Annotated in this window: 13 protein-coding genes; 12 read left to right on the top strand and 1 reads right to left on the bottom strand. The window is 67.0% G+C overall.

All coding sequences use genetic code 11. The features are described 5' to 3' along the window. Positions 1-332: 332 nt before the first annotated feature. A complete protein-coding gene (locus AC3A35_RS27360) occupies positions 333-614 on the bottom strand; it encodes a hypothetical protein (protein ID WP_487439717.1) in 282 nt (93 codons plus the stop codon). 133 nt (positions 615-747) lie between these two features. Here AC3A35_RS27360 and AC3A35_RS27355 point away from each other — a divergent pair, with 133 nt between their 5' ends. The 12 genes from AC3A35_RS27355 (at position 748) to AC3A35_RS27300 (ending at position 16,053) form a co-directional block, all read left to right on the top strand. Next, entirely contained in the window at positions 748-2,982 is a 2,235-nt protein-coding gene (locus AC3A35_RS27355) for a thiamine pyrophosphate-dependent enzyme (RefSeq protein ID WP_487439716.1), read from the top strand. Between the two features lie 38 nt (positions 2,983-3,020). Beyond that, positions 3,021-4,637: an indolepyruvate oxidoreductase subunit beta family protein gene (locus AC3A35_RS27350; protein ID WP_487439715.1), complete on the top strand. Its 1,617-nt coding sequence runs from the start codon at positions 3,021-3,023 to the stop codon at positions 4,635-4,637. A gap of 44 nt (positions 4,638-4,681) precedes the next feature. Then, complete coding sequence (locus tag AC3A35_RS27345) at positions 4,682-5,659, top strand: PDR/VanB family oxidoreductase (protein ID WP_487439714.1); 978 nt, start codon at positions 4,682-4,684, stop codon at positions 5,657-5,659. Between the two features lie 19 nt (positions 5,660-5,678). Continuing rightward, a complete protein-coding gene (locus AC3A35_RS27340) occupies positions 5,679-6,992 on the top strand; it encodes an aromatic ring-hydroxylating dioxygenase subunit alpha (RefSeq protein ID WP_487439713.1) in 1,314 nt (437 codons plus the stop codon). Between the two features lie 275 nt (positions 6,993-7,267). Next, positions 7,268-7,750: an aromatic-ring-hydroxylating dioxygenase subunit beta gene (locus AC3A35_RS27335; RefSeq protein WP_487439712.1), complete on the top strand. Its 483-nt coding sequence runs from the start codon at positions 7,268-7,270 to the stop codon at positions 7,748-7,750. Positions 7,751-7,763: 13 nt separating this feature from the next. Beyond that, positions 7,764-9,398, top strand: a complete 1,635-nt coding sequence (locus AC3A35_RS27330; protein WP_487439711.1) for an AMP-binding protein — start codon at positions 7,764-7,766, stop codon at positions 9,396-9,398. Continuing rightward, positions 9,395-10,582: a thiolase family protein gene (locus AC3A35_RS27325; protein ID WP_487439710.1), complete on the top strand. Its 1,188-nt coding sequence runs from the start codon at positions 9,395-9,397 to the stop codon at positions 10,580-10,582. Before AC3A35_RS27330 ends, AC3A35_RS27325 begins: the two co-directional genes overlap by 4 nt. Then, entirely contained in the window at positions 10,579-11,823 is a 1,245-nt protein-coding gene (locus AC3A35_RS27320; RefSeq protein WP_487439709.1) for an SDR family NAD(P)-dependent oxidoreductase, read from the top strand. Before AC3A35_RS27325 ends, AC3A35_RS27320 begins: the two co-directional genes overlap by 4 nt. Before the next feature lie 172 nt (positions 11,824-11,995). After that, complete coding sequence (locus AC3A35_RS27315; RefSeq protein WP_487439708.1) at positions 11,996-12,781, top strand: cyclase family protein; 786 nt, start codon at positions 11,996-11,998, stop codon at positions 12,779-12,781. 10 nt (positions 12,782-12,791) lie between these two features. After that, a complete protein-coding gene (locus tag AC3A35_RS27310) occupies positions 12,792-13,520 on the top strand; it encodes an SDR family NAD(P)-dependent oxidoreductase (protein ID WP_487439707.1) in 729 nt (242 codons plus the stop codon). Between the two features lie 62 nt (positions 13,521-13,582). Then, positions 13,583-14,734, top strand: a complete 1,152-nt coding sequence (locus AC3A35_RS27305) for an ABC transporter substrate-binding protein (RefSeq protein ID WP_487439706.1) — start codon at positions 13,583-13,585, stop codon at positions 14,732-14,734. Between the two features lie 281 nt (positions 14,735-15,015). After that, on the top strand, positions 15,016-16,053 hold the full coding sequence (locus tag AC3A35_RS27300) for a branched-chain amino acid ABC transporter permease (RefSeq protein WP_487439705.1): 1,038 nt from the start codon (positions 15,016-15,018) through the stop codon (positions 16,051-16,053). Positions 16,054-16,202: the final 149 nt, after the last annotated feature.

The following is a 16,202-nucleotide window of genomic DNA, read 5'->3' as shown; positions in this document are numbered from 1 at the left end:
TTGTACGGCTGGTACTGGCTCTGCGTCTTCGCGTTGTTCGCGCGCGCTTCGCTGATCCCGCTCGCCCCCTTCACCACGCGACGCCGGATGATCGGTTCGTCTGCCATCTGCCTGTCTCCCAAAGTCGGTTGCGGGATCCCCTCGATCCCCCGTGTCCCCGGCACCGGCCACCACGCCTGTGCCATCACCGACTCCATCCTAGTCAGCACCCCGCCCCCAGGCGCTCCATTGCCGACCGCCTTTATCCCGACAGTGCACAAAACCTCGGCGCACCTGGCAAAGGTCGCTTCACTGCGGCACGTCCAGGCACTACCCGGTCCCTGCGCCAGGCTTCACCGACGGACAGGGCTACGGCACCGCTTTGGTGCATTCCCGCTCCATGAATGCTGCAGGTGCAGCATGGAACCGGCCTCACCAGTGGCGATGAAGGACGTTTTCGGCAGCACCTCCATGGTGCATTGCCGCACCATTGTGGAAATCTTATCGCTCTGTTTTTTCGTGGTATTTTTCAACTTCCATGAAATTTCATCATTTCCATTGACACGGGAAATGTTTATTCCTAAAGTATTTACCAGAGGCGCGATTTCCGCCCCGGCGACATTGCAGTGCAGCACATCGAGTTCCGGGAACGAACATCACCCGAGGAGATAAAAATCATGGTCTGTCCCCAACAGCAGCAAAGCTCCACCCGCTCCGAAAATCGGCGTATTAGTACAGCTTCGGTCGTGACGGTCCGGGAGGTGTTCCATGGCTGAGCGTTCGTTCAAGAAGGAAGTCCAGCAGCTGCGCATTCCCGCCGGTGAGGAGTTCCGTGGCGAGGGCATCCTCGCCATCACCAAGGGCCTGCTGCAGGCCGGGGTCGGCTACGTCGGCGGCTACCAGGGCTCGCCGATCTCGCACCTGATGGACGTGCTGGCCGACGCCAACGAGATCCTCGAAGAGCTCGACGTGCACTTCGAAACCAGCGCCTCGGAAGCCACCGCCGCGGCCATGCTCGCGGCCTCGGTGATGTACCCGATCCGCGGCGCGGTGACCTGGAAATCCACCGTCGGCACCAACGTCGCCTCCGACGCGCTCGCCAACCTGGCCTCCGGCGGGGTCACCGGCGGGGCGCTGATCATCATCGGCGAGGACTACGGCGAAGGCTCCTCGATCATGCAGGAGCGCTCGCACGCGTTCGCGATGAAGTCGCAGATGTGGCTGCTCGACCCGCGCCCCAACCTCGAATCCATCGTCAAGTCGGTGGAGGACGGATTCGAGCTGTCCGAGGCGAGCAACACCCCGGTGATGCTGCAGGTGCGGATCCGCTCCTGTCATGTGCATGGCCGCTTCATCACCAAGGAAAACAGGCGCCCGCGCTACACCCTGAAGCAGGCGCTGGAGAACCCGGTGCGCGACACCAGCCGCATCGTGCTGCCGCCCGCCTCCTTCGTGCACGAGCACGAAAAGATCCGCCAGCGCTGGCCGGCGGCGGTGAAGTTCATCCGCGAGAGAAAGCTCAACGAGTTCTTCGACGGCGATTTCAAGGACATCGGTCTGATCCTGCAGGGCGGCCTGTACAACGGCGTCATCCGTTCGCTGCAGCTGCTCGGGCTGGCGGACTCCTTCGGCAACAGCCGCATCCCGCTGTATGTGATGAACGTCACCTACCCGGTGATCGACGAGGAAGTGATCGAGTTCTGCGAGGGCCGCCGCGCGGTACTGCTGCTCGAGGAAGGCCAGCCCGACTACATCGAACAGAACCTGCATTCCATTCTGCGCAAGGCCGGGGTCACGACCCATCTGTCGGGCAAGGACGTGTTGCCGATGGCCGGCGAATACACCACCGCGGCGATGAAGGACGGTATCGAAACCTTCCTCAAGGCGCAGCAGCCCGATGCACTGGCGACCCACGTTGCGGCGGCGGCCGACGAAGCCGGCGCCACCTCGCTCGCTGCCGATCCCGAAGCTGCGGCCGGGTCCGCGACCAAGCCGGCGACACGCCCGGCCGCGGTGCCGATGACCTTCCACCCCAAGGTCAAGGAACTCGCCGACGTCGTACCCGCGCGCCCGGCCGGCTTCTGTACCGGCTGCCCCGAGCGTCCGATCTTCGCCGCGATGAAGCTGGCCCAGGCCGACCTCGGCGAGCATCACGTATCGTGCGACATCGGTTGTCACCTGTTCTCCATCCTGCCGCCGTTCAACCTCGGCGCCACCACCATGGGCTACGGCCTCGGTGCGGCCTCCAGCTCGGCCTTCAACGTCAAGACCGGCAAGCGCTCGATCTCGGTGATGGGCGACGGCGGCTTCTGGCACAACGGGCTGACCTCGGGCATCGGCAACGCCGTGTTCAACAAGAACGACGGCGTGATCATCATCGTCGACAACTACTACTCGTCGGCCACCGGCGGCCAGGACATCCTGTCCTCGCGTGCCGAGAACCCGGACCGGGCGACAAAGAACCCGATCGAGAACGCGATCCGCGGCGCCGGCGTGAAGTGGGTGCGTACCATCGACCGCACCTACGACGTGGCGAAGATGCGCGACACGCTGGAAGAGGCGCTCACCACCACCACCGAGGGCCCCAAGGTCATCATCGCCCAGTCCGAGTGCATGCTGAACAAGCAGCGCCGGGTCAAGCCGCTGTTCAACAAGGCGGTCAAGGACGGCAAGCGCATGGTCAAGGAGCGCTTCGGCGTCGACCCCGACGTGTGCACCGGCGACCACGCCTGCATCCGCCTGTCGGGCTGTCCCTCGCTGTCGATCAAGGACAGCGGCGACCCGCTCAAGGAAGACCCGGTCGCCTACGTCGACAACAGCTGCGTCGGCTGCGGCAACTGCGGCGAAGTGGCCGAGGCGGCGGTGCTGTGCCCGTCCTTCTACCGCGCCGACATCATCCACAACCCCAGCGGCGGCGACCGCTTCCTGGCCAAGGTCCGCTCCGCCGTGATCGGCTTCCTGCAACGCCGCCGCGCGGCGCGCCAGACCCGCTACGCCCTGTGAGGACAGAGACTGCCATGACAACTGCGACGACCACTGCGATGACTACTGCAACGTCCAGCATCGTTCTTCACCCCGGCACCCCGATCAAGATCGCCATCCTCGCCATGGGCGGCCAGGGCGGCGGCGTACTCGCCGACTGGATCGTCGAGATGGCCGAGACCGCCGGCTGGTGGGCGCAGACCACCTCGGTGCCGGGCGTCGCCCAGCGCACCGGCGCCACCATCTACTACCTCGAACTGCTTCCCGAGAGCGCTGCCCACGCCGCCGGCAAGCCGCCCACGCTGGCGATGATGCCGACCCCGGGCGACGTCGACCTGGTGGTCGCCGCCGAGCTGATGGAAGCCGGCCGCGCAATGCAGCGCGGCCTGGTCACGCCCGAGCGCACCACCCTGATCACCTCCAGCCACCGCAGCTACGCGGTGGGCGAGAAGGCCGCGTTGGGAAATGGCATCGGCGACCCCAACAAGGTCATCGACGCCGGCCGCGAGGCCGCACGGCGGCTGATGTGCTTCGACCTGCAGGAGATGGCGGAGAAGGCCGGCAGCGTGATCTCGGCCAGCCTGTTCGGCACCATCGCCGGCTCCGGTGCCCTGCCCTTCGCTCGCGAAGCCTACGAGGACACCATCCGCCACGGCGGCAAGGGTGCCGAGGCCAGCCTGCGCGCCTTCGCCCTCGGCTTCGACGCCGCGGCCAAGGCCCCCGCCGCGCCCGCGCCGATCGACACCTCGCGCCCCGCACCCGAGGTGCCGGAGGGCGCCGCGCATCCCGAAGTCCAGGCCCTGCTGCAACGGGTCAAGAACGACTTCCCCGCCGCCGCCCACGGCATGCTGGTCGCCGGCCTGCGCCGCCTGATCGACTACCAGGACATCGCCTACGCCGCCGAATACCTCGACACCTGCGCGGAACTGCGCGCGCTCGACGCCCGTCATGGCGGCGACGCCAAGGGCTGGGCGCTGACCCGCGCCGCGGCCCACCGCATCGCGGTCGCGATGAGCTACGACGACGTGATCCGGGTGGCCGACCTCAAGACCCGCGGCAGCCGCTTCGAGCGCGTGCGCCAGGAAGTCGGGGCCAAGGCCGACCAGCTGGTCTACACCACCGAATACATGCATCCGCGCCTGGAAGAGATCTGCGGCACCCTGCCCACCGGACTCGGTCGCTGGCTCGAGCAGTCGAAGGGCATCGGCGGTTTCGTCAAACGCCGCATGGAAAAGGGCCGCCGCGTGCAGACCGGCACTCTGACCTGGTTCCTCGCCCTGTATGCGGTGGCCGGCATGCGCCGCTTCCGCCGCAGCCTGCTGCGTCACCAGATCGAGACCGCGCAGCTGCGCGAGTGGCTCGAGCGCGTACGGGCCTTCGCCGCAAAGGACAATTACGAACTTGCGGTGGAAGTGCTGCACTGCCGGCGCATCGTCAAGGGCTACAGCGGCACCCACGACCGTGGCGACAAACGCTTCGCCAGCCTGATGGCCGCCGCCGACCGGCTCGCCGCCGCCGGCACCGAGCCGGGCGACGCCGCCGCCACCCTGCACAAGCTGCTCGAAGCGGCGATGGCCGACGAGGAAGGCCGTCAGCTCGACGCCCAGCTTGCCCTGCTCCTGGGCCGCAACAGCACCACGGCCAAGGATGGGCAGTTCAGCCGCCTGGCGGCCTGATCCGCGACAGACGGAACAAACGGGACACGAGAGGAAGACAGCACATGCCGGAACTGGAACTCACGATCAGCGCAGCACAGGCCGCCACGCCGCTGATCCGCACCCTTCACCTGCGGGCCCCGGAGGGCACCGCCCTCCCGGCGTTCTCCCCCGGCGCCCACCTGCAGGTGAGCATTCCCGGGCTGGCCGACCCGCGCTGCTACTCGCTGGTCAACTTCGACACCGCCCCCGGCAGCTTCGCCACCCCCGCCGAGTATCGCCTGGGCGTGCGCCTCGAAGACGCCAGCAGCGGCGGCTCGCGCCACATGCACAGCCTCGCGGTCGGCGACCGGATCAGGGTCAGCGGCCCCAAGAACGACTTTCCGCTGCATGCTTCGGAACCCGGCGAAGGCGAAACCGTGCTGATCGCCGGCGGCATCGGCATCACCCCGATCGCCTCCATGGCCACCGCGCTGCAGGCCACGGGCCGCCCCTGGGTGCTGCACTACAGCGGTCGCAGCCGCGACCAGCTCGCCTTCGTCGACGAACTCTCCGCGCTCGCCGGCCCGGCGCTGCACCTGCATGCCGACGACGACCCGGCCACCCGGCTCGACCTCGGCGCCCTGCTCGACCGCCTCTCCACCACCCAGCACCTCTACGTGTGCGGCCCCAAGGGCATGATCGACGCCCTGATCGAAGGCGCCAAGGCACGCGGCTGGCCGGCCGGCCACATCCACTTCGAACTGTTCACCTCGGCCGCCCCGGTGACGGGCGACCGGGCCTTCGAAGTCGAACTGCGCCAGTCGGGCAAGGTGCTCACCGTCCCCGCCGACAAGACCATCCTCGAAGTGCTCGAGGCCGCCGGCTGCGACCCGATGTACGACTGCAAGCGCGGCGAATGCGGCGTATGTACCGCCACGGTGCTCGAAGGCGAGCCCGAGCACCGCGACTATTTCCTGTCCGACGCCGAAAAGGCGAGCGGCAAGATGATCCAGATCTGCATCTCGCGGGCCAAATCGCCCCGCCTGGTGCTCGATCTCTGATACCAAGAGGGGACAGCAAATGAGCAAATATCGCGGCAACCCGGACGCCATCCACGCACTGGTGCGCGACACTGAAGTGCACAAGGACACCTATATCGACCAGGAGGTCTTCGAACTGGAGATGGAGCACCTGTTCGCCAACACCTGGGTCTATGTCGGCCATGCCAGTCAGGTGCCGAACAAGGGCGACTACTACACCACCACCGTCGGCACCGAACCGGTCGTCATGGTCCGCCACTCCGACGACAGCGTGCGCGTGCTCTACAACCGCTGCCCGCACAAGGGCGTCAAGGTCGCCGGCGAAGTGTGCGGCAACACTGGCAAGTTCTTCCGCTGCCCCTACCACGCCTGGAGCTTCAAGACCGACGGCAGCCTGCTCGCGATTCCGCTGAAAAAGGGCTACGAGAACACCGGCTTCGAGAACTGCGAAGCCAGCCAGGGCATGGCCCCGGTGCCCAACGTCAAGGTCTATCGCGACTTCGTGTTCTGTCGCCTCAACCCCGGCGGCCCCAGCTTCGAGGAGTTCTTCGGCCAGTCGCTGTCCACGCTCGACAACATGGTGGACCGCTCCCCCGAAGGCAAGCTCGAGATCGCCGGCGGCGTGCTGCGCTACATGCACAACTGCAACTGGAAGATGCTGGTCGACAACCAGACCGACACCTGCCACCCCATGGTCGCCCACGAATCCTCCGCCGGCACCGCGGTCCGCGTCTGGAACGAGGCCCCGGAAGGAACGCCGAAGCCGATGGCGGTCGAACTCTTCGCCCCTTTCATGTCGCCCTACGAGTTCTTCGAGAATATGGGCATCCGCGTGTGGGAAAACGGCCACGGCCACACCGGCGTCTCCGACTCCATCCACGCCGCCTACTCCCCGGTGCCCGGCTACTGGGAGCAGATGGTCGCCGCCTACGGCGAAGAGCGCGCCAAGCAGATCCTCGGCGACACCCGCCACAACACCGTGTATTTCCCCAACATCATGGTCAAGGGCCCGATCCAGACCCTGCGCCTGTTCAAGCCCATCGCCGCGGACAAGACCCTGGTGGAATCGTGGACCTTCCGCCTGGTCGGCGCCCCCGACCTGCTGCTCGAACGCACCATCATGTACAACCGCCTGATCAACGCCCCGACCTCGGTCGTCGGCCACGACGACCTCGAGATGTACGAACGCGCCCAGGAAGGCCTGCACTCGCGCGGCCGCGACTGGATCAACATCGCCCGCCTCTACGACCCGGCCGAGAAAGGCCAGAAGAACATCGTCACCAACGGCACCAACGAAATGCAGATGCGCGAACAGATGCGCGCATGGGCCCGGTTCATGACGGAAAGCATGTAAGGAAGAGATGCCACCAGGCTGACTACTAGCCCGGCAATGGACGACACCGAGTGGAGTGCGGCAGCGCTGCTCCCTCCCCTTCAAGGGGAGGGCTGGGGTGGGGATGGGTTTTCGTCGGCGACGCACAAAACCCATCCCCCTCCTAACCTCCCCCTTGAAGGGGGAGGAACCAAGTGCCGGCACTGACTTCACCTGTTTCATCGCCGGGTTAGTAAGAGCACCAGCCATCACTCAAGAACACCGGACTGCAGCGACACCCGAACAAGGATCAAGCCATGACCGCCATCACCGAAAAGACCCTCACCGACTTCGTCTACGCCGAAGCCCGCATGCTCGACGACCAGCGCTTCGAAGACTGGCTCACCCTCTTCACCGAAGACGCCTATTACTGGATGCCGCTCGCCCACGACCAGCAGGACCCCAAACTCCACACCTCGCTGATGTACGAAGACAAGCTTCTGCTGCGCGTCCGCATCGAACGCCTCTCCGGCAAGCGCACCTTCTCCCAGCAACCGAAAAGCCGCTGCCACCACCTGCTGCAAGCCCCCACCATCGAAGCGAGCGACCCGGCCAAAGGCGAACACACCGTCCGCACCGCCTTCCACTACACCGAAACCCGCCTCGACAAACAGACCCTCTACGTCGGCTGGACCACCCATCACCTCGTCGAAGTCGATGGCACCCTCAAGATCCGCCTCAAGCGCGTCGACCTCGTCAATTGCGAAGCCGCCTTCGCCAACATCCAGCTCTTCATGTAAGCGGGAGACCCACTTGGCACATACCGTCCACCAGGCCTTCTCGCTCGCCGCAGTGCGCTGGGCCAAACAGCCCTTCCTCTGCATCCTGCCCGAGACCGCCAACATCTACGGCATCGCCGCCGGCGAACTGCGCTACGCCGAAGCCGCCGAACGCATCGAGACCCTGCGCACCGCCTACGCCGCCGCCGGCTACGGCCACGGCCACCGCGTCGGCATCCTGCTCGAAAACCGGCCCGCCTTCTTCCTGCACTGGTTCGCGCTCAACGCGCTCGGCGTCTCCGTCGTTCCGATCAACCCCGACCTGCGCGCCGCCGAGCTCGAATACCTCATTGGCCATTCCGAAATCGCGCTCGCTGTCGCCCTGCCGCAACGCCACCCCGACCTCATGGCCGCCGCCGACCGCGCCGGCCGTCCCTTCCAGGCCATGGGCGAACACGACGCACCGCCGCCGGCCGCCTTCCCCGCACCGCTCGCCGCCACCGCCCCGCACGAACTCAGCGAGTGCGCGCTGCTCTACACCTCCGGCACCACCGGCCGGCCCAAAGGCTGCATCCTGCCCAACCGCTACTTTCTGCACGCCGGCAAGTGGTACGCCAACATCGGCGGGCTGGCCGCGCTGCAGCCGGGCAAGGAACGCATGATCACCCCGCTGCCGCTGGTACACATGAACGCCATGGCCTGCTCCACGATGGCCATGGTCATGACCGGCGGCTGCCTGATCCCGCTCGACCGCTTCCACCCGCGCAGCTGGTGGAGCAGCGTGCGTGAATCGCGCGCCACCGTGGTGCACTATCTCGGCGTGATGCCGGCGATGCTGATGAAGGCCGAGGCCTCCCCGGTGGACCGCGAACACACGGTGCGCTTCGGCTTCGGCGCCGGCGTCGACCGCACCCTGCACGGCCCGTTCGAGGCACGCTTCGGCTTCCCGTTGCTCGAAGCCTGGGCGATGACCGAAACCGGCGCCGGCGCGGTCGTCATCGCCAACAAGGAACCGCGCCACATCGGCACCTCCTGCTTCGGCAAGGAAGAAGACGACGTGCTGGTGCGCATCGTCACCGACGACGGTCGCGAGGCAAGTACCGAGGAACAGGGCGAACTGCTGGTGCGCCACGCCGGCGACGACCCGCGCTACGGCTTCCTCGCCGGCTACCTCAAGGACCCGGCCGCCACCGACGAAGCGTGGGCCGGCGGCTGGTTCCACACCGGCGACATCGTGCGCCGCGACGCCGACGGCTATCTGCACTTCGTCGATCGCAAGAAGAACGTCATCCGCCGCAGCGGCGAGAACATTGCCGCGGTCGAAGTCGAAGCCGTGCTGCAGCAGCACCCGCTGGTGAAGTCGATCGCGGTCGCCGCGGTGCCCGACCCGGTGCGTGGCGACGAAGTCATGGCCCTGGTCGTCGCCCAGAACCCGCCCGCCGATCGCCCGGCGATGGAAGCGGCCGCTGCGGACCTGGTCAACTGGGCACTGTCTCAGCTCGCCTACTACAAGGCCCCGGGCTACGTCGCCTTCGTCGACAGCCTGCCGCTGACCACCACCAACAAGATCCAGCGCGGCGAACTCAAGGCCCTGGCCCCGACCCTGGTCGGCACCGCCGCCTGCGTCGACACCTGCGCGATGAAAAAGCGCCAGGGGGAGCACAAGTGAGCAGCCTCGCCCGCAAACGACTCGGCTACGACGGCGTGGTCGCGGTGATGCCGGTGACCATACCCTATGCCCGCTACTCCACCCACAGCGCGCACTGGTGGCTGGGGCGCGCGCTCGGCGAGCTGATCCGCGGCGCCGGTGTGGCCAAGACCGAGGTCGACGGCGTCTGCGTCTCCAGCTTCACCCTCGGCCCGGATACCGCCGTCGGCCTGATGCAGCATCTGGGCATGAGCCCGCGCTGGCTCGATCACATCCCGATGGGCGGCGCCTCCGGCGTGGTCGCGCTGCGCCGCGCCGCGCGCGCCGTGCAGGCCGGCGACGCCGAGGTGATCGCCTGTATCGCCGGCGACACCAACCAGGTCGATTCCTTCCGCAATACGGTGAGCCAGTTCTCGCGCTTCGCCCAGGACGCGGTCTATCCCTACGGTGCCGGCGGCCCCAACGCCAGCTTCGCGCTGCTGACCGACTACTACATGAAACACTACGGCGCCACTCGCGAGGACTTCGGCAAGCTGTGCGTCGCCCAGCGCGACAACGCGCTCAAGAACCCGCACGCGCTGATGAAGAAGCCCCTGACCCTGTCGCAGTACATCGACGCGCGCCCGATCACCGACCCCATCCACCTGTTCGACTGCGTGATGCCGTGCGCCGGCGCCGAGGGCTACCTGGTGATGACCGAAGACCGTGCGCGCGCGCTGAAACTGCCCTTCGTCCGTATCCGCTCCACCATCGAGCGCCACAACGCGTTTCCGGAAGATCCGATCCAGTTCCGTGGCGGCTGGGCAATGGACAAGGACGCGCTGTATGAACACGCCGGCACCGCCCCCGACGACATCGACTTCCTCGAGACCTACGACGACTACCCGGTGATCAACATGATGCAGTTCGAGGACCTGGGTTTCTGCGCCAAGGGCGAGGCCCCGGCCTTCGTCCGCGAACACCGCTTCACCGTCGACGGCGACTTCCCGTTCAACACCTCGGGCGGCCAGCTCTCGGTCGGCCAGGCCGGCGCCGCCGGCGGCTACCTCGGCTTCGTCCAGGCCTTGCGCCAGCTCACTGCCAGCGCCGGCGCCACCCAGGTCGAAGGCGCCCGCCTCGGCATGGTGTCCGGCTTCGGCATGATCAATTACGACCGCGGCCTGTGCTCGGGCGCGGCCATCCTCGAACGGGGAGAGACGGCATGAGCGAGGCACTCCTCAAACCGAAAAAGAAGAACCCGGTCGAGCGCACCCGCCTCGCCACGCTGCCGCCGGGTGCCCGCAGCCGCAGCGCGCAGGGTCTGACCCGCGCGGCGGCCGAAGGCAGCTTCGAACTGCAGGTCTGCGCCGACTGCGCCACGGTGCAATACCCACCGCGCGAAGTCTGCGGCCACTGCCTGTCCGAACATCTGGCGTGGAAGCCGGTGGACAACCGTGGCGAACTGATTGCCACCACCACGCTGCGCCACAGCAACGACCTCTATTTCCGCGAGCGCCTGCCGTGGCGCGTGGGCACGGTGAAGATGGCCGCCGGTCCGGTGGTGGTCGCCCATGTGCATGAGGACTGCGCCGAGAACGGTGCGGTGCGCCTCACCCTGAAGCTCGACCGCAGCGGCCAGGCCGTGCTCCATGCCCTGCCCGAAAAGGACACCCCGAACATGAACGATGCCCCGCATGTGCGCGAATCGACCTGCGATCCGAAGTTCCGCCGTGCGCTGGTCACCGACGGCAAGTCGGCGATGGGCCTGGCGGTGGCCAGGGCGATGCTCGACGCCGGTGCCAACACGGTCTTCCTCGGCGACCCGACGACGTGGAAGACGGTCGCCGCCTTCGACAAGCTCGCCGCCGACCCGCGGGTGCAGGTCGTCGAGCTCGACGTCACCGACACCGATTCGGTCGACCGCCTGGCGGCCTCGATCGGCGGCAAGGTCGAGATCCTGGTGAACACGGCCTCCTACCTGCGCGACGGCGGCATCCTCGGGCGCAAGGACGTGATCCTCGCCCGCGACGCGATGGACGTGAACGTGCTCGGCCTGATGCGCCTGGCCCAGGCCTTCGGTCCCGGCATGTGCTTTCGCGCCGCCGACGGCAGCAACAACGCGGTGGCCTGGGTGAACGTGCTGTCGATCCACGCGCTGGCGGCGCTGCCCACGCGCGGCGCCTGGTCGGCCTCGATGGCAGCGGCGCTGTCAGCCGCGCAGACCCTGCGCGCCGAACTGTGCGGCGCCGGGGTGCGGGTGGTGAACGTCTTCCCCGGCCCGATCGACGAGGAGTGGGAGCAGCTCACCCCGCCGCCCAAGCTCGCCCCGTCGGCGGTGGCGAAGGCCATCGTCAAGGGCCTGCAGGACGGCGTCGAGGACGTCTATGTCGGCGACATCGCGGAGGAAATCCGCGAACGCCTGCGTGAGAACCACAAGGGCGTCGAGCGCGAGTTGGGCAACCAGTAGGAAGCGAGTGAACTCCCTCCCCTTCAAGGGGAGGGTTGGGGTGGGGATGGGTTTGCAGGCGTCGCAACAACCCATCCCCCTCCTAACCTCCCCCTTGAAGGGGGAGGAACAGAACCTTCGAAATCGACGTTCGACAAGGCATCGCCCGAATAGCAGAAATGGAGAACGACAAATGACCACCCCCATCCTCACCCAATTCCTCGCCGAGCTGCTGTCCGGCCGCCTGAAACTGGTCGACCTCACCCAGACCCTCGCGCCCGAGTTCCCCACCATCGTGCTGCCGCCCGAGTTCGGCCAGGCCTGGCCCTTCCGCATCGAGGAAATCTCGCGTTACGACGAGCGCGGCCCGGCCTGGTACTGGAACAACTTCTCCATGTCCGAGCACACCGGCACCCACTTCGACGCACCGGTCCACTGGATCAGCGGCAAGGACCTGCCCGACAACGCGGTGGACTCGATCCCGGTCGAGAACTTCATCGCCGCGGCCTGCGTGATCGACGTCTCCGCCGAGAGCGCCGAGAACCCCGACTTCCTGCTCACGGTGGACTACGTCAGGGCCTGGGAAGAAAAGCACGGCCGCATTCCGGAGCGTGCCTGGGTGCTGCTGCGCACCGACTGGTCCAAGCGCGCCACGCCGAAGGAATACCTCAACATGGCCGAGGACGGCGCGCATTCGCCGGGCCCGGATGCCGAAGTCGTGCCCTGGCTGGTACGGGAACGGAACGTGCATGGCTTCGGCACCGAGTCGGTCGGTACCGACGCCGGCCAGGCCCATCACCTGAACCCGCCCTACCCCTGCCACTACTACATGCACGGCAACAACCGCTACGGCCTGCAATGCCTGACCAACCTCGACCAGCTGCCGCCCCAGGGCGCGCTGATCTTCGCCGCCCCGCTCAAGATTCGCAACGGCTCCGGCAGCCCGCTGCGGGTGCTGGCCCTGGCGCCGTCGGCTTGAGGTACGCACGATGAGCGAACCCATGGTCGCAGTGGTCACCGGCGGCTCGGCAGGCATCGGCGCCGACCTCTGCAAACGCATGCTCGACGACGGCTACGAGGTCGTGTCGATGGCGCGGCGCGCACCGGAATGGTCCCATCCCCGCCTCACGACCGTGCAGGTGGACCTGCTCGACGCCGCCGCCACCGAAGAGGCCGCGCAGCAGATCGCGCGCGACTTCCCGGTCAGCCACTTCATCCACAACGCCGGCGTGATCTGGCCCAAGCTGCTCGGCGAGGTCAGGCTCGAAGAACTGCAGGGCCTGACCCAGATCCACCTCGGCGCGGCGATCAGCCTGATGCAGGCGGTGCTGCCGGGCATGGAAGAGCGCCGCTTCGGCCGCGTGGTGCTGATGTCCTCGCGCGGCGCGCTCGGCCTGCCGACCCGCACCGCATACTCGGCAACCAAGGCCGGCATGATCGGCATGGCGCGCACCTGGGCGCTGGAGCTCGGGCCCAAGGGCATCACCGTGAACGTGGTCGCGCCCGGGCCGATCCAGACCGACATGTACTACGCGGTGATCGAGGCCGGCAGCGAGCGCGACAAGGCGCTCGCCGCCAGCATCCCGGTGCGCCGCGTCGGACGCGCCGACGACGTCACCCGCGCGGTGATGTTCTTCGCCGATCCGCTGAACAGTTTCGTCACCGGGCAGACGCTATATGTCTGCGGCGGTGCAAGTGTAGGAAGCATCACCATCTGATCCACGCAGCCCGCTTCATTCCCTTCATCCGCAGTACGACCATACCAACGGAGAACACCGCCATGATGCTGAAGAAACTCCCCGCTGCCATCGCCCTTGCCACCCTCACCGCCTTTGCCGGCAGTGCGTTGGCGCAGGTCAAGGTCGGCGTGATCGCCTCCTCCACCGGCCCGACCGCCCTGGTCGGCATCCCGCAGAAGAACACCGTGCCGCTACTGCCGACCAAGGTCGGCGACCTCACGGTCGAGTACATCGCCCTCGACGACGCCAGCGACTCCACCGCCTCGGTGACCGCGGTCAAGAAGCTGCTGACCGAGCAGAACGTCGACGCCATCATCGGCCCCTCCGGCTCGCCCAACGCCATGGGCACGATCCAGTTCGTCGCCGAGGCCGGCGTGCCGATGCTGGCCCCGGTGGGCACCGCCGCGGTGGTGCTGCCGATGACCGATCAGAAGAAATGGGTGTTCAAGACCACCCAGAACGACGACATCATCGCCAAGGCGCTGACCGAGCACATGGTCAAGTCGGGCGTGAAGACCCTCGGCCTGATCGGCACCGCCGACCCCTTCGGCGAAAACTGGGGCAAGGTGATGGCCGGTCTGGCGGAGAAGAACGGGATCAAGATCGTGGCCAGCGAGAAGTTCCAGCGCTCCGACAGCTCGGTCACCGGCCAGGCGCTCAAGATCGTCGGCGCCAAGCCGGACGCAGTGCTGGTGACTGCCCCGGGCGGCCCCTCGGTGCTGCCGCAGACCACCCTGTTCGACCTCGGCTACAAGGGCCAGATGTACCAGACCCACGGCGCCGCGCTGCCCGACTTCCTGAAGCTCGGCGGCAAGAAGGTCGAAGGCACCATCCTCGCCGCCAGCCTGATGCTGGTGCTGCCGGAGATCGCCGACAGCAACCCGTCAAAGGCCGTGGCAACCAAGTACATCGCCGACTACGAGAAGATGCATGGCAACAAGCCGGCGACCTTCGGCGCCAACGTCTATGACGCGGGTCTGCTGCTGGAACAGGCGATCCCGCTCGCGGCCAAGGCCGGCAAGCCGGGCACCAAGGAATTCCGTTCGGCGCTGCGCGATGCACTGGAGCAGACCAAGGAACTGGTTGGCACCCAGGGCGTGTACAACATGTCGGCCGCGGATCACAGCGGCTTCGACGAGCGCGGTCGGGTGATGATCACGGTGAAGGATGGCAACTGGACCCTGGTCAAGTAAGACCGCCGCCCACCGCCCTTTCCATCAGGCCGCACGTCTGGCGACGTAGCGGCAGAGAGGCAGAACGGCCATCGGACCGCGGTGCGATGGCAACAACTGCCCGGTCGTCCCGGACCAGCCGGGCGCCTGCGGGTCGATCCCCGCGGCGTCCGCACGCCCGGCGGGAACGCGCACCCCGCGTTTCCCGCCGGCCCGGGAACCATGGCGCCACCCGCGTCGCCTGCCGGATGTCGCGCCCCGAAGCGCGGCAACGGTGCCCCGATAGAAGGACACACGCAGCCATGAATCTACAAGTCGCAATGTTCCTCGGGCAGGACGGGATCACCAACGGCGCAATCTACGCGCTGCTGGCCCTGTCCATCCTGCTCGTCTTCACCGTCACCCGGGTGCTGTTCATTCCCCAGGGCGAATTCGTCGCCTTCGGCGCGCTCACCATGGCCGCCCTGCAGGCCGGCCATACGACGACCCTGGTCTGGCTGCTGGCCGGGCTGGCTGTCGCCGAAGCCACCCTGGATCTGCTCGAACAATACCGCAGCCGCGGCCGAATCCGACCGACCGTCATGCAGACCGTCAAACTGGTCTACCCGTTTGCGCTGGCCCTGCTGCTGCACGAACTGCCGCTGGCAAGCCTGTCCATGGCAGCGCAGATCGGACTCACCCTGGCCCTGGTGGTCCCGATGGGGCCGCAGTTCTACCGCCTGTTCTACCAGCCGATCGCCAATGCACCGGTGCTCGTGCTGCTGATCGTATCGGTTGCGGTGCACGTGGCGATGGTCGGCATCGCCCTGCTGATCTTCGGCCCCAGTGGCGCCAAGACCCTGCCATTCTCCGAAGCCAGCTTCGCCCTCGGTCCGATCACGCTCAACAGCCAGACCCTGTGGGTGATCGCCGCCTCGCTCGCACTGATCATCGGGCTGTACCAGTTCTTCGAGCGCACGATCTACGGCAAGGCGCTGCGCGCCACCGCGATCAACCGCGCCGGTGCGCGTCTGATGGGGATTTCGCCGGTGTTCGCCGGCAAGGCGAGCTTCTTTCTCGCCGCCTTTATCGGCACCCTGTCCGGCATTCTGATCGCGCCGATCACGACGATCTACTACGACTCGGGTTTCATCATCAGCCTCAAGGGTTTCATCGGTTCGATCATCGGCGGACTGGTGAGCTACCCGCTGGCGGCGCTCGGCGCGCTGCTGGTCGGCATGATCGAAGCCTTCTCCGCCTTCTGGGCCAGCACCTACAAGGAGGTGATCGTATTCACGCTGATCATCCCCTTCCTGTTGTGGCGCTCCCTCACCATCCGTCATGTGGAGGAAGAAGAATGACCGCCCGCCTGCCGATCGACCCCGTTGCTCCGGCCGCGACCAAGGGTAACGCGATGCTGTCTCCCCGCTTTGTCCTCGCCGCCTTCCTCGGCCTGTTGCTGATCGCCCCGCTGGTGATGCCGCCGTTCTACGTGACGCTGCTCAACTAC

Source organism: Azoarcus sp. Soil_N_20 (assembly GCF_057656155.1).
The sequence above is the reverse complement of the archived record's forward strand: the minus strand, read 5'-3'. Positions and strand labels throughout refer to the sequence as shown.